Here is a 21,056-nt window from a genome sequence, read left to right on the forward strand (position 1 = left end):
CCACAGCATTATGCTTACGAGAAAAAATACTACGGTACATCAAAACGTTAAAGCAAAAAATAACTCTGTTGCCCACTGAGAGGCTGGCAAAGAACAGACACAGATAACGGGACTGTGATGGTTCTACGCTTTGCCCGCGTCCCTCAACAGTACTGCGCGATAAGAGTGAAGGGGAGAGACGTTAACGCCTTTTGCCACAAAACCCGAAACCCACGCAGGAACCTGACGCAAAACCTCACGGGCTTCATGCTCTGAGTTGAATTCAGCAAACACACAAGCACCCGTACCAGTCATACGTGACGGCGCGTATTCTAACAGCCAAGAAACAAGCTGTTCAACCTCGCAAAATCGTTTTCTCGCAATCGGTTGGCAATCATTTGTCCAGGCTGTGCTTAAAAGCACATTAATCGGACGTTTTGGGGTATTTCGAATGAGTTCAGGATCACCAAAAATGGCCGGAGTGGGAATATGAATTCCGGGGTGAGCAACCAGATACCATTTTTCCTGTGGTTCGACAGGAAGCAGGACCTCGCCAATACCTTCAGCAAAAGCCGAATGTCCCATCACAAAGACTGGCACATCGGCACCCAGTGACAGGCCTAATACCGCCAACTGCTCATCGCGCAAACCGCAACTCCACAGCGTGTTGAGCGCAATCAGTACGGTTGCAGCATTGGATGAACCGCCACCAAGGCCGCCACCCATCGGGATCCGCTTAGTCAGTGCAATGTTCACGCCTTGGGTCGTCTGGCTGCTTTTCTGTAACAAACGTGCAGCGCGCACCACCAAGTTATCGTCGTCAGCCACGCCGTCGACCGGCGTGGTGAGTACAATCTGGCCGTCGGTGCGCGTTGTAAAACCGAGGCTGTCGCCGAAGTCGACAAACTGAAACAAAGTTTGCAGTTCGTGGTAACCGTTAGCGCGTTGCCCGGTGATATAGAGGAATAAATTTAGTTTAGCCGGTGAAGGCCACAATTGCGTCATCTCAGTTTAAGGTCCAGCTGTCCATTTTCAATTTAATGCGCTGCTCATCCTGAGTGAGTTCCAGGCGATCGGGCAACGAAGGTTTAACATCATCGCTGTAGCTCTGATATACCACTTTGCCTTTCAGGCCATGCTGGCTGTAGTTAACTTGCGACAAGCGATACTGGCTGTCGAGGGTGAAGTCGCTCTCATCGCCCGGCAGACCGAGCATCCACAAACGCAGATTAGCCAGCGGAATCGACATGCCGGTCAGTTTCCGGATCATCTCATCAGGATTGTCGCTGGTGTATTTCTTGCCCTGATTGTTAGTTATCTGAGCGATGCCGCTTTGTACTTTGAGCTCCATCTCAGTGCTGCCAAGTGGATTGGTCAGCAGTAAACGATAGCTGTCCGGGGAGTATTGCTGCCAGAAAAAGCGGGCATAGACTTTCTGTTTATCCGAAATATAGGCAAAAGAACCGCGAGTCTGATAATGCTCCAGCTTTTTAACCTGCGCTTCGTGCTCACGCCACTGCGGCGAAGTCGGGCTGGTTGCCGGGCCTTTTGGAGTATTGAAGGAACAGGCGGCAAGTACCAGGCTGGCAAGAGGAAGAAGGCGAAGTAGGTTGGCTTTGCGCATTGGCATAACGGATTAAGTCCTTGGATGCTGAGAAATCAGACGTCAGTTTAACACACTGGCGCGGCGCGCGTTTTCAAAAAAATAAGCATTTTCCTGTGGTTCTATAAATAAGAAAGCCACCTAAGCGTTGATCATCCCCTTTATCGTGCCATGAGCTTTCAGGGAGGAGATCAAATGTTCACTGGCTGTTTGCGTAGACCTAATTCTTTTAGCCGCATTTTCTACCCCCGTGTTCTTTGCGTTCTGGTGTTGCTGGGCTGTTAGGTTGTGGAGACAACTGTAGCATTAACTATGTTTGACTGATTTTAAAATGGACAGTAATTTTGAGTAATAAACTGAAGCAGCAGGATAAAATAGCTCTGCTTGTTGCCGTGTTGTTAGCAATGTATTACGTGGTGTATCTGGGAGTGATGATGAGTTTATTTATGAATCGACTCGAATTGATTAAATACTCTCTTGGATTAATTATCCTTTAAATTTCCGCACTGTCTCTATTCACATGCTTTGAAAATAAAGCGATAGGCCACGCGAAACATGTGCTCAATCTCTTGGAATACACCTGATACTCCCTTAGCGATAAGGCATTGTCCGGTATCCAAGGTGTTATTTGCCGAATCTCTGTGCTGGAGTATTATGCTCAGGCAGGTTGCCAATAAAATGGTCATGATAAAGAGTCCCGGCCCGTATGATAGGGCAAACCGGTGCAGCACGTTATTTGATCGTACGGTTTTTCTATATTTGCCGGTGGGCGACATCTTGTGTCCAGTATTGAAGAATCACATAGTATGCATGATAACAATCATAGAGTTGTTGAGCTAGTGTTAAAAATTATCATGGGCTTTGGGATGTGTCAAACCATGAGCAAGAAGCCCAAAGCGCGCGCGACACTTCAGGCATTCAACAGGTGGGTTTTTGAGCCAACCAGATATCTTGTTGATAGAAAATAATATACTTGGGGAATTGCAATACAATAGTGCGATATATCCGAAGGAGATGCCAGATGATGGCCAGTCATTAATATATTGTGCTGATTATGAGTGTAGTTCATCAGGCCGGGCACCGGAATTATCCCGAACAACACCGAAAAAGGTTAACCAGAGGCGGAGAATATTAAGCCTTAAACGACTTTAGATTGGTGGGAGGGTATCGACGTCTTAAAAATGCGTGAGGCATTTTGGAGCAAAATCGAGCTGAATGCAGATGAGTAACGAGAAAAATAATGCGGGTTGGCGATCGCAGAAATCAGGCGTGAGGAAGCTTGCAGAGGAGCTTTGGTGGGGATGGTGCTAAAATACGTGATCATCTTTAACGGATAATGCTGCTTAGCTTTAATTGATCCCGCGCATCTTGTAGAATGCGCCTCAATACGTAAATCCATACCAACATAGGTATTATTCGATAATCGCTTCCCTATGACCTTGCTTGCATTAGGTATCAATCATAAAACCGCACCGATTTCATTGCGTGAACGGGTAAGTTTTTCGCCCGAAACCATTGAAAAGGCGCTCTCGAGCCTGCTCCAGCAACCGCTGGTGCAGGGCGGTGTTGTGTTGTCTACCTGTAACCGAACAGAGATATATCTCAGTGTAGAGCAACAGGGAAATCTTCAGGAACAGCTGGTTACCTGGCTGTGTGATTATCACCACCTCAGCGTTGATGAAGTCAATAAAAGCCTTTACTGGCATCAGGATAACGCCGCCGTCAGTCATCTGATGCGCGTAGCGAGTGGCCTTGATTCGCTGGTGCTCGGCGAGCCGCAAATTTTAGGTCAGGTAAAAAAAGCCTTTGCTGAGTCTCAGCACGGGCATGCCGTTTCCGGAGAACTTGAGCGCTTATTCCAGAAATCCTTCTCCGTCGCCAAACGTGTGCGCACTGAAACCGATATCGGCGCCAGCGCCGTATCTGTGGCTTTCGCGGCTTGTACGCTGGCGCGCCAGATCTTTGAATCCCTGTCTGACGTCACAGTATTGCTGGTTGGTGCTGGTGAAACCATCGAGCTGGTGGCACGTCATCTGCATGAACATAAAGTTCGCCATATGATGATTGCCAATCGTACCCGCGAGCGTGCGCAGTTCCTGGCGGATGAAGTCGGCGCTGAAGTCATCACCCTGCAGGATATCGATTCTCGCCTGGCTGAAGCGGATATTATTATCAGTTCCACTGCCAGTCCGTTGCCGATCATCGGCAAAGGCATGGTGGAAAGGGCGCTCAAAATCCGTCGCAATCAGCCGATGCTGATGGTGGATATCGCTGTTCCGCGCGATATTGAACCGGAAGCGGGCAAACTCGCTAACGTTTACCTTTATAGCGTTGATGACCTGCACAGCATTATTCAAAACAATCTGGCTCAGCGTAAGGCCGCAGCAATTCAGGCGGAATCTATTGTTGAGCAGGAAAGCTCTAATTTCATGGCATGGTTGCGTTCGCAGGGCGCGGTGGAGATTATTCGAGATTACCGCTCCCGCGCCGATCTCGTCCGTGCCGAAGCCGAAGCCAAAGCGCTGGCGGCGATTGCACAAGGCGCAGATGTCACCGCAGTTATCCACGAATTAGCGCACAAATTAACTAACCGTCTCATTCACGCTCCCACCCGCTCTTTGCAACAGGCCGCCAGCGATGGTGATGTCGAACGCTTGCAAATTTTACGCGACAGCCTCGGGCTGGATCAGCAATAGTTCTCTTTTCTCACAGGGTTAAACACCACGCATGAAGCCTTCTATTCTTGCCAAACTGGAAGTGTTACAAGAACGCCATGAAGAAGTACAGGCGATGCTCGGCGATGCCTCCGTCATTGCCGAGCAGGACAGATTCCGTAATCTCTCCCGTGAATACGCACAGCTGACCGATGTTTCAGCGTGTTTTTTGGCCTGGCGTCAGGCACAGGAAGATTTAGCGGCCGCCGAAGAGATGCTCGACGACCCGACTTTTACTGATAAAGAAATGCGCGAAATGGCGCAGGACGAGATCAAAAGCAGTAAAGCCAAACTGGAAGAGCTGGAGCAGCAGCTTCAGTTACTGCTGTTACCGAAAGATCCTGATGATGAGCGTGGCTGTTTCCTGGAGATACGTGCCGGTACCGGCGGTGATGAGGCCGCTATTTTCGCTGGTGACCTGTTCCGCATGTACAGTCGTTACGCCGAAGCGCGCCGCTGGCGAGTCGAGATTGTCAGCGCTAATGAAGGTGAGCATGGTGGTTATAAAGAGGTGATTGCTAAAGTCTCGGGCGATGGTGTTTATGGTCAATTCAAGTTTGAGTCAGGCGGGCACCGCGTTCAGCGTGTCCCTGAAACCGAGTCTCAGGGACGCATCCATACTTCCGCTTGCACCGTAGCGGTGATGCCGGAAGTGCCGGAAGCCGAAATGCCGGAGATCAACGCCGGTGACTTGAAAATCGACACCTTCCGTTCATCAGGGGCAGGTGGTCAGCACGTCAACACCACCGACTCCGCGATTCGTATTACCCACTTGCCTACCGGTATTGTGGTGGAGTGCCAGGATGAACGTTCGCAGCACAAAAACAAAGCCAAAGCGATGTCGGTACTTGGTGCGCGTATTCGCGCCGCAGAGATGGCGAAACGCCATGAAGTAGAGGCATCTACTCGTCGTAACTTGCTGGGAACGGGTGACCGTTCGGATCGTAATCGTACTTACAACTTCCCGCAGGGGCGTGTGACCGACCATCGCATCAACCTGACGATTTACCGTCTGGATGAGGTGATGGAAGGTAAGCTGGATATGTTGATCCAACCGATTGTGCAGGAATATCAGGCTGACCAGCTCGCAGCGCTGTCCGAGCAGGAGTAATGGATTTCCAGAGCTGGCTCGCTGATGCCACCCGACGTTTGGCTGCGGGCGAAAGCCCCAAGCGGGATGCGGAAATTTTGCTGGGTTTTGTTACCGGCAAAGCACGTACTTTTATTATGGCTTTCGGCGAAACTCAGCTGACGGCCAGCCAAACAGAACAGCTTGGAACCCTGCTGGCGCGGCGCGAACAGGGTGAGCCTGTGGCGTATCTTGTGGGTGAACGCGAATTCTGGTCGCTGCCCCTGAGCGTTTCCCCCGCGACGTTAATCCCCCGTCCAGATACTGAATGCTTGGTTGAGCAGGCTTTGTTGCGCCTTTCTCAAACAGCAGCGGTAAATATTCTAGACCTGGGTACAGGAACGGGCGCTATTGCGCTGGCCATCGCCAGCGAGCGGCCGGATTGTCAAATCATCGGTATCGATCTGCATCCCGACGCAGTCAAACTGGCGCAGTATAATGCGCAGAAACTGGGGATTGCCAATGCCTGTTTCCTACAGGGCAGCTGGTTTACGCCCGTTCCCCAACAGCGTTTTGCGCTGATCGCCAGTAATCCTCCTTATATTGATGCCGCCGACCCGCATTTATCTGCAGGTGATGTACGTTTTGAACCGACCAGTGCGTTAGTGGCCGAAAATGCCGGTCTTGCCGATCTGGCGCATATTATTCAGTCGGCAAGCGCGTATCTTGAAGAAGGCGGCTGGTTGTTGCTTGAACATGGCTGGCAGCAGGCTGTGGAGGTGCAGACATTATTCCGTCAGACGGGTTACCGTGACGTTAGCACTGTAAAAGATTATGGCGGCAACGATCGGGTCAGTCTGGGGCAGTGGAACACTGATTCACGCGTTAAAGAATAAAGCAGTGACCGGCCAGGCAGCAGGGCATTTATTTTCTTAACAAGGATGCTGGAAATGTCGTCATATATTTGGGTTAAAAATCTGCATGTAATCACCATCATGCTGAGCATAATATTGTTCGTGTTGCGTTTTTTCTGGAAATGGGCCGGTTCTGCTATGCTGCAGAAACGTTGGGTTAAAATCATGCCACACGCCGTCGATACGTTATTGCTATTGAGCGGTGTTGCACTGATTTTTATTACTCACTTCTATCCGTTCAGCCCGCAGGGAACCTGGCTGACCGAAAAGCTTTTTGGCGTTATCATCTATATCCTTCTTGGGTTTGTTGCCTTGAGTAAACGTCCACGCAGTCAAACAACGCGCTGGATTGCCTTTATTCTGGCACTGGGGTGCTTATATTTGATCGTGAAGCTAGCCGTAACCAAAATACCGCTTCTATTGGGATAATTATGAGTGCGATTGCTGATTTTGAATTTAACACCTCGCCGCTGAGCGAGGGTGTCATCCTGGTGACGCAGGCTATCCGTTTTGATTTCAATGCCGAAGAGGTCAATCGTCAGTTACAGTCATTGGTTGATGAGGCGCGCCGCGTGGTGCCGCAGGATCTCAACCAAGATCAACAACTTGAAGTGTTAATTAAGTTGTTCTACCGCACCTGGGGTTTTGGTGGGGCGGGCGGCGTTTATCGCCTTTCGGATGCTATCTGGCTGGACAAAGTGCTGGCGTCGCGCCAGGGAACGCCAGTTTCGCTGGGTATCATTTTCCTGCATATTGCCCATCAGTTGGATTTACCGCTGATGCCGGTTATCTTCCCGACTCAACTTATTATGCGTGCCGACTGGCTCGATGAAGAAATGTGGCTGGTGAACCCGATCAATGGCGACACGCTCAGCGAACATATCCTGCACGTGTGGCTGAAGGGTAATTTGGGTGTAAGTGCAGAAATTGAAGATGACGATCTCGAGGAAGCCGAGAATACCGTTATCGTGCGTAAAATGCTGGATACGCTTAAAGCGGCGCTGATGGATGAGAAACAGATTGAGCTGGCACTGCGCGCAAGTGAGGCCGTGCTGGAATTTGATCCCGAGGATCCTTACGAAATTCGCGATCGCGGTTTGATTTATGCGCTGCTGGACTGTAATCACATCGCGATTTCTGATTTAAATTATTTTGTCGAACAGTGCCCTGAAGATCCGATTTCTGAAGTGATAAAAATGCAGATCCACGCCATTGAACACAAGCAAGTGACGCTGCACTGAGTTACAATCTGCAACGAATTTTCAGAGGTCAATGACCTAATTAGCGTTTTAATACAGCCAATTACCTATATTACTGTACCGGATTGACTCTTAATAAGGCCAAAGCATGAAACAGAAAGTGGTTAGCATTAAAGATATCAACGTCGCCAACGACCTGCCGTTTGTTTTGTTCGGCGGTATGAATGTGCTGGAATCACGCGATATGGCAATGCGTGTCTGCGAACATTACGTCACTGTCACGCAGAAACTGGGCATTCCTTATGTGTTTAAAGCGTCTTTTGATAAAGCCAACCGCTCGTCCATCCACTCTTACCGTGGGCCAGGGCTTGATGAAGGTATGAAGATTTTCCAGGAGCTGAAAAAGACTTTTGGCGTCAAAATCATCACCGACGTCCATGAATCCTGGCAGGCACAGCCTGTTTCCGAAGTGGTTGATGTGATTCAGTTACCTGCGTTCCTGGCCCGCCAAACTGATCTGGTTGAAGCGATGGCAAAAACCGGTGCGGTGATTAACGTGAAAAAACCACAGTTTGTCAGCCCAGGCCAAATGGGTAACATCGTGGATAAATTCAAAGAAGGTGGCAACGATCAGATCATTTTGTGCGATCGCGGTAGCAACTTTGGTTATGACAATCTAGTGGTCGACATGCTGGGCATCAACGTGATGATCAACGCCACTGGCGGGCATCCCGTTATCTTCGACGTAACCCACGCATTGCAAACCCGTGACCCGTTTGGTGCTGCTTCCGGTGGCCGTCGTGCGCAGGTTGCCGAACTGGCTCGCGCCGGTATGGCTGTAGGGATTGCAGGTCTGTTTATCGAAGCACACGAAGACCCTGAGAATGCGAAATGCGACGGTCCTTCCGCATTGCCGCTGGCTAAACTGGAACCGTTCCTGGTTCAGATGAAAGCCATTGATGATCTGGTTAAAAGCTTTGATGTACTGGATACCAGCAAATAAGCAAAAGTTTTCGGCGTTGTTGTTAGTACCAAAATAAAAAGGCGACCTTCAAAGGGGCGCCTTTTTGCTTTCCGCGTTGCTTAGCGTGGTTGCGGATCGAGAAGTGCTTCTGAAAGCGAGCTGTAGAAACTGAGCCGTTCGAAGATAGGCTTCACACCGGCGCGGGCAAGCGTCTTAAGCGGCTGGTAGGGAATGTCAGTGATCACCAGTTCCACGCCTTTCGGTAATCCTTCAATATAATTTTGCAGCGCACTCAAACCACCGGCGTCCAGCAGCGCTACGCGGTCCCAAACCAGAATAATGCGCTGTGCGCCACCACTGCGTGCCGATAACTCAGTGAAAATGCGTTCGGCGGCGGCAAAAAACAGCGGCCCGCTGATGCGCAGTACGCACTCGTCGGCGCCGTAATCTCCGGGTACGTCAGTCAGGCGGGTCATTTTAGCTATACGGCGCATAAACAGCAGCGACGCCATCACAATCCCGGCGGTAATGGCAATCACCATGTCAAACAATACGGTGAGGCTCATACAGGTCAGCATCACCAGAATGTCATCCTTAGGCGCACGTCGCAGAAGGTTAATGACCTTGTGCGCTTCACTCATGTTCCACGCAACCATCAACAGCAGGGCTGCCATCGCGGCCAGCGGCAACCATGAAAGCCAAGGGGCCAGCACCAGCAACGCCAGAATGACCAGCAGGGAGTGAATAATGGCGGAGACTGGCGAGGTAGCACCGGCGCGGACATTAGCTGCCGAACGGGCAATGGCAGCCGTGGCGGTGATCCCGCCGAAGAACGGGGTAATGATATTACCAATACCCTGACTGATCAGCTCATTGTTCGAGTGATGTTTTGTGCCGGTCATACCGTCTAGCACCACTGCACAGAGCAGGGACTCAATGGCCCCGAGCATCGCCATAGAAAAGGCAGCCGGCATGAGTGCCTGAACCAGATCCAGGCTCAACCCGTGGCTGCCGCTTTGTAACCAAGGGAGGGTAAATTGCGGTAAGATTCCTGGGATCCCACTACCCTGAGAACCGTCCGGCAATAAATAATGAAAGCGTGAACCGATGGTGGCCACCGGATGGCCCATCTGCATGAAGACCGCCATCACCGCACAACCTGCCAGCAGCGCCGGTAAATGTCCGGGAACGCGTAGGCCAAGTTTAGGCCACAGAACCAAAACCCCTAAAGTCACGATACCAATCAGCGCATCGCCAATATCCAGTGTAGGCATCGCCTGGACCAGCGCCAGTACTTTGCCGACGTAATGTTCTGGCATGGTGGTTACGCTCAGGCCGAAGAAATCTTTTATCTGCATGGTGCCGATAGTGATGCCGATCCCGGAGGTGAAACCCAGCGTCACCGGTAATGGAATATACTCAATCAGCCTGCCAAAGCGTGCGAGCCCCATCAGTACCAGCATCACCCCGGACATGAGTGTTGCCAGCAGCAAACCTGATAAGCCGTATTGCTGCGATACCGGATAGAGGATAACCACGAAGGCGGCGGTGGGGCCAGAGACGCTGAACCGCGAACCGCCGCAAATGGCAATGATGATCCCGGCTACTGCTGCGGTATAAAGGCCGTATTGAGGAGGAACACCGCTGCCGATAGCCAACGCCATTGCCAGCGGGATGGCGATGATCCCGACGGTGACACCGGCAATGGCATCTTTTAGCAGGCGTTGAACAGTATATTTTTCACTGATGCAAGCGTCGATGAGGGCGCTGAAAAGACGCAGAGGGCGATTAGCTGAGGTATTCATAGCAAGGAGGATCCACCTGATAACTGTCACTAAAAAAGGCGGGTCTGGCAGACTCGTCGTGGTTTATTGCGCACCATACGCCTTTTTAGTGAAGATGTTGTAGATATAAATCAATGGACAACAGGATGGGCCGGAATAAGGGGGGTGTATCTATTAACGGTTTTTCGCCAGCATGTGGCAATCCCCAGCGCCATTTGCAATATATAAAAGCAGAAAGGCCCAGATTTTCATCTGGGCCTTTCTGCTTTTATATGGCGGTGAGAGAGGGGTTCGAACCCTCGATACGCGTTAGCGTATACACACTTTCCAGGCGTGCTCCTTCAGCCACTCAGACACCTCACCGTAGTCGTTACATCGCTGATCAGTGCAACGGGGCGCTACTATAGGGAGAGCGGCCTGATGGGTCAAGAAAAATTTACGGGTTCAGGTTTTGATGGTTAAGACATCGGCAATCTGCGACTAACAGCAGGAATTATGTCGATTGTCAGCCATATAAATGATAAAGGGCCCTGATTCTCATCAGGACCCTTTATCATTTATATGGCGGTGAGGGAGGGGTTCGAACCCTCGATACGCGTTAGCGTATACACACTTTCCAGGCGTGCTCCTTCAGCCACTCAGACACCTCACCGTAAGTCGCACAGCGCCGTAGCACTGCTGACCGGCGCTAATGTAGGGGAAAAGCAGCCCCAGCGTCAACACTCTTTTTCATGATTCGATCCGTTTACTCAAACTTAAAGCAATTTGCTGATTTACAGAGCAAAAAATGGCAGAGGGTCGAACAAATTAAAGTAATAGTCTCCCATTATTAATCTCACTAATAATAGGCGGGGAATAATAAGTCTGGATGCATAAAAGCATAATTATCACGCAAACAGTTAATCGGCGAAGCAAATGGCAAAATAAGTTGTGAAAAACGAAAGTCCTGGGGGTATAACAATGCCCTTCAGCGATTTGCCTCATAAAAAACCACATAAAAATAAGGGTCTGGCGGATCGTATTTTGTTTACTCAACGTTAAATGCAAGACGGGGTCACACTTGAGTCATTCACCGAATGCGGCATCGCCGCACCACGCCCATCGACAGGTTATTCCGGCAGGTTCCGGCACGCTATTCTTTATTCAAACTTTTTCAACGCTTGGTTTTGCGGTGTTGTACTCCACGCTGGTGCTGTATGCGACCAAGCGTCTGGGCTTTAGCGAAACGAACGCCAATACGATCATGGGAGTATTTGGTGCCTTCAATTATGGGTTGCATATGTTTGGCGGCTACCTTGGCGGGCGCTATCTGAGTAACCGTAACCTGTTTGTCCTCGGCATGGTGTTGCAGGTATTTGGCTGCGGGCTGATTGCTACGGAAGGCGTGGCCGGTCTGTATTGGGGGCTGGCGATGTTCCTTACCGGCAGTGGTCTGAATGTGACTTGCCTGAACATGATGCTCACTCAGCGTTTTGCGCCGGACGATGACCGCCGCGAGTCAGCTTTCCTGTGGAATTATGCCGGGATGAATCTTGGCTTCTTCATTGGTTTTGCTGTAGCCGGTTATTTCCAGCTGAGCGAAAACTATCAAGCCCTGTTCCTGTTTGCCACATTGGGCAACATGCTGGCGATTATCGTGACCTTCACGCGCTGGCGCATTCTGGCTGACATCAGCACGCCGCTAAAAGAGGTCAGCCGCAGCCAATTTCTGCGCCGCATGGCGCTCGGCATCGCGGTACTGATTGTGCTGGTACCGGTCATCCGCGTGCTGCTGACACATGCGGAATTCAGCAGTTATTTCGTCGTCTTACTCGGCATATTGATTTTCATCGTGATGGCACTAATCACGTTCCGTCATCGTCACCATGGCGAGCGCCGCCGGATGAGCGCCTATCTGATTCTGGCAATGGGTTCGCTGGTGTTCTGGACACTTTATCAGTTGGCACCCATGGGCCTGATGCTGTTCTCAGAAAATAATATCGACCTGAACGTTTATGGTATCCGCGTTGCGCCGCAGTGGGTGCAAAATATTAATACCTTGGTGATCGTGGTGGGTGGCCCGCTGATGGCGCTGTGGTTTAAACTCCTGCGTCGTCGTGGCTGGAAACTGGATATTCCGCTGCAATTCTCCGCCTCACTGTTTTGCATGGGGCTGGGTATGCTGGTGCTGCCTTGGGGGATAAGTCTCGCGGGGGGAGATGGCCTGGTGGCGTTTAAATGGATTGCCATCAGCTACATTCTGCAAAGTATCGGTGAATTACTTATTTCGCCTATTGGTTATGCGATGATCGGTAAACTGGCACCGGCCCGTTATCAGGGCGTGATGATGGGCTGTTGGATGATGGTGACCGGTGTCGCCTCGGTCCTCGCGAGTTATATTTCCGGTCTGATGCCACAAAATACTGGCAGTACGCCGCTAATATCCAATCCGGGTTACAGTTCAGTATTCAGTGCGCTGGGATGGGGATCGCTGGCGGTTGGTTGTGCGCTGGTGGTGCTGATCCCACTGTTGCGTCGGTTGATCCAACGGGTTCCTACCTGAATACAGCTTTCTATTCCGGGCATAAATGAATGATCTCACGGGCTCCGTTTACGGGGCCTGTTCTTTTTGTGCATCTTTGGGTTGCATCCTGATGATATTCGAGGAAATCTATCAGAGCTTAGGAGGCAAACCATGATGAACATTATTTTTTACCACCCTACATTTGATTCGAAACAATGGATTGACGGAATAAGTAAGAGAATACCTCAGGCCAGCGTCCGGGTATGGCATCGGGGTGATGCCATACCCGCTGATTACGCCCTGGTCTGGCAGCCACCTCACGATATGTTGATGTCTCGCACCAGCCTCAAAGGTATCTTCGCCCTTGGCGCCGGGGTAGATGCCATCATTTCGCAGGAGCAGCGTCAACCGGGGACATTACCACCAGGCGTGCCGTTACTGCGCCTCGAAGACACCGGCATGTCGTTGCAGATGCAGGAATATGCGTTGGGTTCTGTGCTGCGTTATTTCCGCCGGATGGATGAGTACCAACTGCTCCAGCAACAAAAACAGTGGCGTCCGCTGACGCCGCATCAGCATGATAATTTCACCATTGGCATTATGGGTGCTGGCGTTCTTGGCCGTTGCGTGGCGGAAAAACTGATCGGTATGCAGTTTCAGGTTCGTAGCTGGAGCCGCAGTGTTAAAGAGATCCCGGGCGTTAAAAGCTACTTTGGTGACGATCAACTGCATGATTTCGCCAGTGGCTGCAAGCTGCTAATAAACCTATTGCCCAATACGCCGCAAACAGCAGGCATCCTGAATAAGAGTCTATTCGGCCATCTGCACGACCATGCCTACCTGATTAACCTGGCGCGCGGGGTACATCTGGTTGAGGGCGATTTACTGCGCGCGCTCGACAGCGGGCAGATCGCCGCGGCGACGCTGGACGTATTTGTTGAAGAACCACTTCCGGGCATGCACCCTTTTTGGTCACATCCACGTGTTAGCATCACTCCGCACATCGGTGCTAATACTTTGCCTGAGCAGGCGATGGACAACATTGCCGCCAATATTGTGGCAATCGAAGAGGGGCGAGCACCGACCGGGTTAGTTGACCTCGACCGGGGTTATTAAGCCTATTAGTCCGTTGCGTTAGTCAGTACAAGAGTCTGCTAAAATAATACAGTCACAGCGAACATCGCCGCTGTGACTGACTACTTGAGGGAGCTAACATGCCATATCCGGTTGATTTACATATGCACACTGTCGCCAGCACGCACGCTTACAGCACGCTGCATGACTATATAGATGAAGCAAAAGGAAAGGGCATCAGGTTGTTTGCTATCACTGACCATGGCCCTGACATGGCGGATGCCCCACACTACTGGCATTTTATGAATATGCAGGTCTGGCCGCGGGTGGTTGACGGAGTGGGTATTCTGCGCGGTATTGAATCAAATATAAAAAATATTGCGGGTGATATCGACTGTACGGGTCCGATGCTCGACGCCATTGATGTTATTATTGCCGGGTTCCACGAACCGGTGATGCCTCCTTCCGATAAAGAAACTCACACGGCGGCGATGATTGCGGCGATGGCCGGTGGTGACGTGCATATCATTAGTCATCCGGGCAACCCGCGTTACCCAATAGATATTCCCGCAGTGGCGGCGGCCGCGGCCAAATATAATGTGGCACTCGAACTGAATAACTCGTCATTTACGCACTCCCGTAAAGGCAGTGAGCCGAATTGCCGTGCCATCGTGCAGGCTGTAAAAGAGGCGGGAGGCTGGCTGGCGCTAGGGTCCGACTCCCACATTGCCTATTCACTGGGCGGATTCGAACATTGTGAACGGATTTTGCGTGAAGCAGAGTTCCCTGATGACCGTATTCTCAACGTCAGCCCGCGACGCTTTCTCGATTTTCTGCAAGCCCGTGGTCGAACGCCCATTGCTGAATTAAGCGAACTGTGACATTGTCACGGCCGTTTTATCTTTCCCTTTTCCCTCAGGCTTAGCAGGTTGCCGATATGAATGAATTTTCCGTTGTTTGCCGCGTACTCGGCACGTTGTTTTACCGCCAGCCACAAGATCCGCTGCTGGAGCCTCTGTTCGGCCTGATCCAGCAAGGAAAATTGCTTGAGCATTGGCCGCTGGAGCAGGATGCGCTGCTGGTTCGCCTGCAGCAAAGTGCCGATCCACAAGCATTGGCTGCTGAATTTAACCACCTGTTTGTCGGTGCTGAATGCGCTGTATCACCGTATCGCAGCGACTATGTTGACGGTGCCAATGAACTGGATGTACGCACCTTCCTGCAACAGCGCGGGATGCCCCTCGGTGAAACGCCTGCTGACCATTTTGGCTCCATGCTGCTGGCAGCATCGTGGTTGGAAGATCAGTCAACGGAAGATGAAGTGGTGGCGCAAACGACTCTGTTCGACACGTTTTTATTCCCGTGGTGCGGTAAGTTCCTGGGTAAAGTAGAAGCTCATGCGACCAGCGGTTTCTACCGTACACTGGCTGAAATCAGCCGTGAAGCGCTGCAGGTTATGCGTGATGAGTTGGATGAAGCGGCACCACAGGACCTGGAAGGCGACGAAGAAGACGAGCAGTAATTCTTCTTCAGTTTCAAAGTAAAAAGCCCGGCGATGAAATTTCATGCCGGGCTTTTTTATGCAGTTGGAGGACTTAGTCAGTAAAAGGGATCACCAGTTGACCCGGTTTGACTTCCAGACCTTTGGCCAATTTCTTCGCCATCGCCTCGCCTTTGCTGTGATCGCCATTGAGCACATACGCCGGTGTCTGATCGAAATAGGATTTCAGCGACTGGTTGAGATACGGCATCAACCCTTTCATCACTGAGTCCATCTTCTCAGGCTTGATGGTGTAATCCACCACTTCCATATCTTTGAGGAAAATCGCCCCTTTTTCCTTATCGAAAGAGGGCTGCGCTTTCAACGTCAGGGTCATGTCGGCTTTTTGCTGCCCAAATAGCGAGGACACATCTACGCTGGCATTGCCGGTAAGGGTCACTTTACCAGGCTCAGCGCGGCCAATCTGGCTGTTAAGATTGGTAAGGATAATTTTCGCATCAACCAAACCAGGCACGCCCAGCTGTTTCTGAAAATCATTATGCTTTTGTAAATAGTCATTCACTTGCTGTTCGCTCAACGTGTATTGCGTGAGCTGGTTACAGCCGGCAAGCAGGCCGGCAAACATCAGGGCAGCGGCCCCTAAAAATAACTTTCTCATTTATTCCTCAGCGACGTAACGCGGCAAAATGTCTATGCAACGACAGATATAAACAACCTTGCCAGCATGGTCTATTAAAAACGTTATGCCTATCAGACAACGCCGATTAGCCTAAGTGCTTGAGACAAAGATTAAAAGAGGAAAATGTGCGAACGGCGGGAAGTTGCCGGAGCAAAGCTCCGGCTAAAAATCAACTGGCCATGCTGGTCAGCAGATTTACCTGAGTCTGTTTTGCCATATTATCGCGATATGCCTGAACGCGGGAGGGCAACTCAATACCCTGAACAATCGTCAGCGAACGTAACAGTGGCCACAGGCTGAAGTCATCTTCTGATAATTCACCGTTTACAGCGTTAGGTTCAACTATCAGTTTATCCAGCGCCCGCAGATCATTGCTGATCTTTTTGACCAAACCCTCTGAGTGCTTCAGATGCTCCTTAAAGTCACCTATTTGGGCCTGTTTTTTATCGCTGAAATATTTGCGGGCTACTGGAGTTGAGAACTCCTCCAGCGGGGCCATGGCAAAGCGCGGGAGCAGCAATTTCGAGGTATATTCCGACACCTGACGCAGCCAAGCGGCAATCGCAGGATTGGTCCCGCCGGTTAGTAGCGGATTGCCATCACTTTTATCGATGTAATGCACAATATCCATGCTTTCCGGCATAAAGCTGCCATCTTTTTTCTGCAGGATAGGCACACTCTTTTTACCAACCATCGAAATCGGCGTTTTTTCGTCGTCATTTGGCATGACTTTGATCTCAATGGGAATATTTTTCAGACCGAAAATCATGCGAGCTTTAACGCAGAAGGGACAATGTTCGTAGATGTAGAGTTTCATAATGCAGTGCTCCTTTATCCGTGGCAGGCCTGTAGGGTGAAGGATAAAGCCCACCGGGTTACGACGCATGGTGAAGTATGGTTAAAAAAGCCAGGGAGATCAAACTGCCGCCGTTATCACTAATGACATCCCGGTAGCCAGCCCTGGGCGGTCGAAGCGCATACAATGGCTACGAACACTGGCGTCGGCCAGAGATGTGACCAGCGTTTTACGCAATGGCTCAGCAATAATATTTTTTTATCGTCAAGCCGCGCGGAGACTGGCAGAATTGACCACTGACAGTGAGTGGACAGGCCTGATATTGGGTTTTCTATCAATACTTTTATCGGCCCGTGCGGACTATGGAGGGAAGGGATGTTTGGCTATAAATCTGCCACACCTAGGGTGCGGCTTACTACTGACCGGATGGTCCTGCGTTTAGTTCATGAGCGGGATGCGCAACGCATGGCGGATTACTATGTTGAAAACCGCCAGTTTCTGAAGCCCTGGGAACCCGTCAGGGATGAAAGTCACTGTTATCCATCCGGTTGGCAGGCCCGTCTTGGGCTGATCACCGAGATGCAAAAACAGGGCAATGCTTATTACTTCATCCTGCTTGACCCCGATGAGAATAACGTGCAAGGCGTGGCTAATTTCAGCAATGTCCTGCGTGGCTCATTCCATGCTTGTTTCCTCGGTTACTCACTGGGCGAAAAATGGCAGGGGCAGGGGCTAATGTTAGAGGCGCTACAATCGTTGATCCGCTATATGCAGCGCCAACAGAAAATGCACCGTATTATGGCCAACTATATGCCGCACAATCAGCGCAGCGGGGATCTTCTCACCCGTTTGGGATTTGAGCGCGAAGGTTACGCCAAAGATTACTTATTGATCGACGGTAAGTGGCAAGATCATATTTTGACCGCCCTGACTTATCAGGAATGGACCTCCCCTCGTTAAGGAACCCGCATGAAGCATGAGTTGAGTGCCCAAGAAGCCCGCGTGGTGGGTTGTTTGCTGGAGAAACAGCTCACCACACCAGAACAATATCCGATGACGCTCAACGGTCTGACCACGGCGTGCAATCAGAAAACTAACCGTGAACCGGTGTTAGAGTTGAGCGAAAGTGAAGTGCAGCAGACGCTGGATTTACTGCTGCGCAAACACATTATCCGCACTTATAGCGGCAGTCGTACAATGAAATATGAGCATCGTTTTTGTAATTCAGAATTCGGCAACCTTAAATTCTCACCGCAGGAAGTGGCCGTTGTCACCACCCTGCTTTTACGTGGTGCACAGACAACGGGTGAACTGCGTACCCGCACCAGCCGGCTGCATGATTTTGCGGATGTCAGTGAAGTGGAACAAACACTCACCGGCCTGGCGAATCGTGAAGATGGCCCTTTCTGCGTACGTCTGGCACGAGAGCCGGGCAAGCGTGAAAGCCGCTTCATGCATCTGTTCAGTGGCGAAGTGAGTGACGTCGCCACCGCAGCAGAAGACGATCTATCGGGTGCGCCAGCGGCGGGACACTTTGTTATCGATGGTCGTGTTATTGAAGACCGTGTCGCCGTTCTTGAAACTGACGTGGCCGAACTTAAACAGCGGTTGGACCGCCTTCTGGAACAGCTGGCGGGCTGAGGGAAACAGATGACTACACTACGAATTGGCCTCGTCGGGCTGGGTGGAATTGCGCAAAAAGCCTATCTGCCGGTGCTCAGCCATGAAGAAAATTGGACGTTGGTGGGCGGGTTCTCTCCCAATCAGCAAAAAGCTCAGTCAGTTTGCGACAGCTACCGTATGCGCTGCTTCTCGCGCCTGGATGAGCTGGCGTCTCAGTGTGACGCGGTGTTTGTGCATAGTAGTACCTCCTCGCATTTCGAGGTAGTCAGCCAGCTGTTGCAGCAGGGCGTTCATGTCTACGTCGACAAACCGTTAGCTGCAGAGCTGGATCAGGCAGAAAGCCTGATTGAACAGGCGCACAAAGCGGGTAAAACTCTGATGGTCGGTTTTAACCGGCGTTTTGCCCCACGCTACGTGCAGCTGAAACAGCAACTTGAACAGCAGCCGGCTGCCTCACTGCGCATGGATAAACACCGGTCGGACAGCGTAGGGCCAAACGATCTGCGCTTCACGCTGCTAGATGATTACCTGCACGTAGTGGACACTGCACTGTGGCTGGCGGGAGGTCAGGCAAACTTGCTCAGCGGCCAACTCACCGTTAACGATCACAACCAGCTTATCTATGCCGAGCACCACTTCAATTGTCACGGCAGCATTGTAACCACCTCAATGCACCGTCAGGCGGGAAGCTCGCGGGAAAGTGTGCAGGCGGTGACGCAGGGTGCGGTCTATCAGCTTCGTGATATGAAACAGTGGCAGGAGGAGAAACACGACATTATCAGTCAGTTGCCGCTTGCTAGTTGGCAGACCACGCTGGCTGAGCGCGGATTTGAAGGGGCGATCAATCACTTCATTGACTGTGCCGCTAATCATACTGCCCCGCAAACCAGTGCCGAGGAGGGGATTTATGCTCAGCGTATTATCGGTAAGATTCTGAAAAATAACGGGATAACCGCCTGAGTGCTGGCAGGTAATATTATATAACAACTGCCAGTGGCTATTGCATTTGGTATGCGTAAACTATGGCGCACGTTAGAACCCTGCCGGTTATTGCCACCACGCCTGTTACCGCAGGCGCGGTTGTTTAATGACTGGCAACTAAGAACAAATGACATGAATCTACTGAAATCTTTGGCCGCCGTCAGTTCAATGACGATGTTTTCACGTGTATTAGGCTTTGCCCGCGATGCGATTGTGGCGCGCGTTTTCGGTGCGGGGATGGTCACCGATGCCTTCTTTGTGGCATTCAAACTCCCCAATTTGCTACGTCGTATTTTTGCTGAAGGCGCATTTTCTCAGGCTTTTGTGCCGATTCTGGCCGAATACAAAGCCCAGAAGGGTGAAGAGGCTACGCGAACATTTGTCGCCTACATTTCGGGTTTGCTCACACTTGTATTGGCCCTGGTCACTATCCTGGGGATGCTTGCTGCACCGTGGGTGATTTATATTACCGCGCCGGGATTTGTAGATTCACCGGATAAATTCGCACTGACCAGTGCACTGCTGCGGGTTACTTTTCCCTATATATTGCTGATCTCACTGGCGTCGCTGGTGGGGGCGATTCTTAACACCTGGAACCGCTTCTCAATCCCAGCTTTTGCGCCGACGCTTCTTAACGTCAGCATGATCGGTTTCTCGCTGTTTGCCGCGCCTTATTTCCATCCCCCAGTGATGGCATTGGCTTGGGCTGTGGTTGTCGGCGGCGTGCTGCAACTGGGTTACCAACTGCCGCATCTGAAGAAAATTGGCATGCTTGTGTTGCCGCGCCTGAACCTAAAAGATGCAGGTGTCTGGCGAGTAATGCGTCAAATGGGGCCAGCAATTCTTGGGGTTTCAGTTAGCCAGATTTCTTTGATCATCAACACCATTTTTGCTTCATTTCTGGTATCAGGCTCAGTGTCATGGATGTACTACGCCGATCGCCTGATGGAGTTTCCATCCGGAGTGCTTGGGGTTGCTCTGGGGACCATTCTGCTCCCTTCACTGGCGCGTAGCTTCTCGAGCGGAAACCATATGGAATATAACCGCCTGATGGATTGGGGCCTGCGCTTGTGCTTCTTGCTGGCTTTGCCGAGTTCCGTCGCGTTGGGTATTTTGGCGAAACCCCTGACCATCGCATTATTCCAGTATGGCAAATTCAACGCTTTCGACGCCCTGATGACCCAGCACGCGTTGGTGGCTTATTCCGTCGGCCTGATGGGGCTTATTGTCGTGAAAGTACTGGCGCCAGGCTTCTATTCTCGTCAGGACATCAAAACGCCGGTTAAGATTGCGATTATCACGCTGGCCTCAACGCAGCTTATGAACCTGGCGTTTATCGGTCCGCTAAAACACGCGGGCCTGTCTCTGTCGATTGGTCTGGCCGCCTGTTTGAACGCAGGTTTGCTTTACTGGCAAATGCGAAAACAGGATATCTTCCAACCGCAGCCGGGCTGGCGTATATTCCTGATCAAACTGGTCGTCGCAGTGGTGGTGATGTCGGCTGCGCTGATAGGCATGATGACTCTGATGCCTGCGTGGGATGTGGGCGGAATGGCATATCGACTGGCACGTCTGTTGGCGGTTGTTGTCGTAGGCGTGGTGGCCTATTTTGGCGTACTTGGCCTGCTCGGTTTTCGTGTTAAAGAGTTTGCCCGTCGTCTGGATTAACCTTC

The 21,056-nt window shown here is 51.1% G+C and carries 19 protein-coding genes and 2 tRNA genes; 14 read left to right on the top strand and 7 right to left on the bottom strand.

All coding sequences use genetic code 11. From position 1 onward, the window contains the following. Nucleotides 1-123: 123 nt before the first annotated feature. The gene (gene ispE, locus ACMV8I_RS04480) at nucleotides 124-984 is read right to left on the bottom strand and encodes a 4-(cytidine 5'-diphospho)-2-C-methyl-D-erythritol kinase (protein ID WP_498863988.1); all 861 of its coding nucleotides are present in this window, start codon (nucleotides 982-984) and stop codon (nucleotides 124-126) included. Between the two features lies 1 nt (nucleotide 985). Next, nucleotides 986-1,609, bottom strand: coding sequence for a lipoprotein insertase outer membrane protein LolB (gene lolB / locus ACMV8I_RS04485; RefSeq protein WP_498863989.1), 624 nt, complete (start codon nucleotides 1,607-1,609; stop codon nucleotides 986-988). 1,406 nt (nucleotides 1,610-3,015) lie between these two features. On the opposite strand from lolB, the gene hemA reads away from it, so the two are divergent. The 6 genes from hemA to kdsA all read left to right on the top strand — a co-directional run bounded on the left by hemA (nucleotide 3,016) and on the right by kdsA (nucleotide 8,481). After that, entirely contained in the window at nucleotides 3,016-4,278 is a 1,263-nt protein-coding gene (gene hemA, locus ACMV8I_RS04490; protein WP_498863990.1) for a glutamyl-tRNA reductase, read from the top strand. Nucleotides 4,279-4,309: 31 nt separating this feature from the next. Further along, a complete protein-coding gene (gene prfA / locus ACMV8I_RS04495) occupies nucleotides 4,310-5,407 on the top strand; it encodes a peptide chain release factor 1 (RefSeq protein WP_498863991.1) in 1,098 nt (365 codons plus the stop codon). Continuing rightward, complete coding sequence (prmC, locus tag ACMV8I_RS04500) at nucleotides 5,407-6,261, top strand: peptide chain release factor N(5)-glutamine methyltransferase (RefSeq protein WP_498863992.1); 855 nt, start codon at nucleotides 5,407-5,409, stop codon at nucleotides 6,259-6,261. The genes prfA and prmC overlap by 1 nt, the downstream gene beginning before the upstream one ends. 54 nt (nucleotides 6,262-6,315) lie before the next feature. Then, a complete protein-coding gene (locus ACMV8I_RS04505; protein ID WP_498863993.1) occupies nucleotides 6,316-6,708 on the top strand; it encodes a SirB2 family protein in 393 nt (130 codons plus the stop codon). A gap of 2 nt (nucleotides 6,709-6,710) precedes the next feature. Further along, the gene (gene sirB1 / locus ACMV8I_RS04510) at nucleotides 6,711-7,520 is read left to right on the top strand and encodes an invasion regulator SirB1 (RefSeq protein ID WP_498863994.1); all 810 of its coding nucleotides are present in this window, start codon (nucleotides 6,711-6,713) and stop codon (nucleotides 7,518-7,520) included. A 106-nt stretch (nucleotides 7,521-7,626) separates the two neighbouring features. Next, nucleotides 7,627-8,481: a 3-deoxy-8-phosphooctulonate synthase gene (gene kdsA, locus ACMV8I_RS04515; RefSeq protein ID WP_498863995.1), complete on the top strand. Its 855-nt coding sequence runs from the start codon at nucleotides 7,627-7,629 to the stop codon at nucleotides 8,479-8,481. An 80-nt stretch (nucleotides 8,482-8,561) separates the two neighbouring features. Here the strand turns inward: kdsA and dauA are convergent, their stop codons facing one another. From dauA to ACMV8I_RS04530, 3 genes are all read right to left on the bottom strand, one after another. Further along, on the bottom strand, nucleotides 8,562-10,247 hold the full coding sequence (dauA, locus tag ACMV8I_RS04520; protein ID WP_498863996.1) for a C4-dicarboxylic acid transporter DauA: 1,686 nt from the start codon (nucleotides 10,245-10,247) through the stop codon (nucleotides 8,562-8,564). 252 nt (nucleotides 10,248-10,499) lie between these two features. Beyond that, nucleotides 10,500-10,589: transfer RNA gene (locus ACMV8I_RS04525), tRNA-Ser, on the bottom strand. Nucleotides 10,590-10,788: 199 nt separating this feature from the next. After that, nucleotides 10,789-10,878: transfer RNA gene (locus ACMV8I_RS04530), tRNA-Ser, on the bottom strand. Nucleotides 10,879-11,286: 408 nt separating this feature from the next. Between ACMV8I_RS04530 and ACMV8I_RS04535 the strand changes: the two genes are divergently transcribed. From ACMV8I_RS04535 to ACMV8I_RS04550, 4 genes are all read left to right on the top strand, one after another. Next, on the top strand, nucleotides 11,287-12,768 hold the full coding sequence (locus ACMV8I_RS04535; RefSeq protein WP_498863997.1) for a peptide MFS transporter: 1,482 nt from the start codon (nucleotides 11,287-11,289) through the stop codon (nucleotides 12,766-12,768). A 135-nt stretch (nucleotides 12,769-12,903) separates the two neighbouring features. Continuing rightward, nucleotides 12,904-13,845, top strand: a complete 942-nt coding sequence (gene ghrA / locus ACMV8I_RS04540; RefSeq protein WP_498864716.1) for a glyoxylate/hydroxypyruvate reductase GhrA — start codon at nucleotides 12,904-12,906, stop codon at nucleotides 13,843-13,845. Between the two features lie 98 nt (nucleotides 13,846-13,943). Next, entirely contained in the window at nucleotides 13,944-14,684 is a 741-nt protein-coding gene (locus ACMV8I_RS04545) for a phosphatase (RefSeq protein WP_498863998.1), read from the top strand. A 56-nt stretch (nucleotides 14,685-14,740) separates the two neighbouring features. Then, the gene (locus ACMV8I_RS04550) at nucleotides 14,741-15,325 is read left to right on the top strand and encodes a TorD/DmsD family molecular chaperone (RefSeq protein ID WP_498863999.1); all 585 of its coding nucleotides are present in this window, start codon (nucleotides 14,741-14,743) and stop codon (nucleotides 15,323-15,325) included. Between the two features lie 73 nt (nucleotides 15,326-15,398). Here ACMV8I_RS04550 and ACMV8I_RS04555 read toward each other — a convergent pair whose 3' ends face one another. Further along, nucleotides 15,399-15,962, bottom strand: a complete 564-nt coding sequence (locus tag ACMV8I_RS04555) for a lipoprotein (RefSeq protein ID WP_498864000.1) — start codon at nucleotides 15,960-15,962, stop codon at nucleotides 15,399-15,401. 190 nt (nucleotides 15,963-16,152) lie between these two features. Then, nucleotides 16,153-16,800 (bottom strand): glutaredoxin 2, encoded by a 648-nt coding sequence (grxB, locus tag ACMV8I_RS04560; protein WP_498864001.1) that lies wholly within the window; start codon nucleotides 16,798-16,800, stop codon nucleotides 16,153-16,155. A gap of 354 nt (nucleotides 16,801-17,154) precedes the next feature. Between grxB and rimJ the strand changes: the two genes are divergently transcribed. From rimJ to murJ, 4 genes are all read left to right on the top strand, one after another. Next, nucleotides 17,155-17,739, top strand: a complete 585-nt coding sequence (gene rimJ, locus ACMV8I_RS04565; protein WP_498864002.1) for a ribosomal protein S5-alanine N-acetyltransferase — start codon at nucleotides 17,155-17,157, stop codon at nucleotides 17,737-17,739. A 9-nt stretch (nucleotides 17,740-17,748) separates the two neighbouring features. Continuing rightward, nucleotides 17,749-18,420, top strand: a complete 672-nt coding sequence (locus ACMV8I_RS04570; RefSeq protein ID WP_498864003.1) for a DUF480 domain-containing protein — start codon at nucleotides 17,749-17,751, stop codon at nucleotides 18,418-18,420. 9 nt (nucleotides 18,421-18,429) lie between these two features. Further along, nucleotides 18,430-19,362 carry a Gfo/Idh/MocA family protein gene (locus ACMV8I_RS04575; protein ID WP_498864004.1) on the top strand — a complete coding sequence of 311 codons (933 nt, stop codon included), beginning with the start codon at nucleotides 18,430-18,432 and terminating at the stop codon, nucleotides 19,360-19,362. A gap of 153 nt (nucleotides 19,363-19,515) precedes the next feature. After that, nucleotides 19,516-21,051 (top strand): murein biosynthesis integral membrane protein MurJ, encoded by a 1,536-nt coding sequence (murJ, locus tag ACMV8I_RS04580; RefSeq protein WP_498864005.1) that lies wholly within the window; start codon nucleotides 19,516-19,518, stop codon nucleotides 21,049-21,051. The last annotated feature ends 5 nt before the right edge of the window (nucleotides 21,052-21,056 follow it).

The sequence above is a fragment of the Ewingella sp. S1.OA.A_B6 genome, assembly GCF_049889095.1.
Classification (GTDB): domain Bacteria; phylum Pseudomonadota; class Gammaproteobacteria; order Enterobacterales; family Enterobacteriaceae; genus Ewingella.

Coding starts and splice junctions, on each gene's coding strand:
- grxB (WP_498864001.1), bottom strand. CDS start 16,800: ATGAAACTCTACATCTACGAACATTGTCCCTTCTGCGTTAAAGCTCGC.
- dauA (WP_498863996.1), bottom strand. CDS start 10,247: ATGAATACCTCAGCTAATCGCCCTCTGCGTCTTTTCAGCGCCCTCATC.
- ACMV8I_RS04570 (WP_498864003.1), top strand. CDS start 17,749: ATGAAGCATGAGTTGAGTGCCCAAGAAGCCCGCGTGGTGGGTTGTTTG.
- sirB1 (WP_498863994.1), top strand. CDS start 6,711: ATGAGTGCGATTGCTGATTTTGAATTTAACACCTCGCCGCTGAGCGAG.
- hemA (WP_498863990.1), top strand. CDS start 3,016: ATGACCTTGCTTGCATTAGGTATCAATCATAAAACCGCACCGATTTCA.
- lolB (WP_498863989.1), bottom strand. CDS start 1,609: ATGCCAATGCGCAAAGCCAACCTACTTCGCCTTCTTCCTCTTGCCAGC.
- prmC (WP_498863992.1), top strand. CDS start 5,407: ATGGATTTCCAGAGCTGGCTCGCTGATGCCACCCGACGTTTGGCTGCG.
- prfA (WP_498863991.1), top strand. CDS start 4,310: ATGAAGCCTTCTATTCTTGCCAAACTGGAAGTGTTACAAGAACGCCAT.
- ACMV8I_RS04550 (WP_498863999.1), top strand. CDS start 14,741: ATGAATGAATTTTCCGTTGTTTGCCGCGTACTCGGCACGTTGTTTTAC.
- ACMV8I_RS04505 (WP_498863993.1), top strand. CDS start 6,316: ATGTCGTCATATATTTGGGTTAAAAATCTGCATGTAATCACCATCATG.
- ispE (WP_498863988.1), bottom strand. CDS start 984: ATGACGCAATTGTGGCCTTCACCGGCTAAACTAAATTTATTCCTCTAT.
- kdsA (WP_498863995.1), top strand. CDS start 7,627: ATGAAACAGAAAGTGGTTAGCATTAAAGATATCAACGTCGCCAACGAC.
- ghrA (WP_498864716.1), top strand. CDS start 12,904: ATGAACATTATTTTTTACCACCCTACATTTGATTCGAAACAATGGATT.
- ACMV8I_RS04575 (WP_498864004.1), top strand. CDS start 18,430: ATGACTACACTACGAATTGGCCTCGTCGGGCTGGGTGGAATTGCGCAA.
- murJ (WP_498864005.1), top strand. CDS start 19,516: ATGAATCTACTGAAATCTTTGGCCGCCGTCAGTTCAATGACGATGTTT.
- ACMV8I_RS04555 (WP_498864000.1), bottom strand. CDS start 15,962: ATGAGAAAGTTATTTTTAGGGGCCGCTGCCCTGATGTTTGCCGGCCTG.
- rimJ (WP_498864002.1), top strand. CDS start 17,155: ATGTTTGGCTATAAATCTGCCACACCTAGGGTGCGGCTTACTACTGAC.
- ACMV8I_RS04545 (WP_498863998.1), top strand. CDS start 13,944: ATGCCATATCCGGTTGATTTACATATGCACACTGTCGCCAGCACGCAC.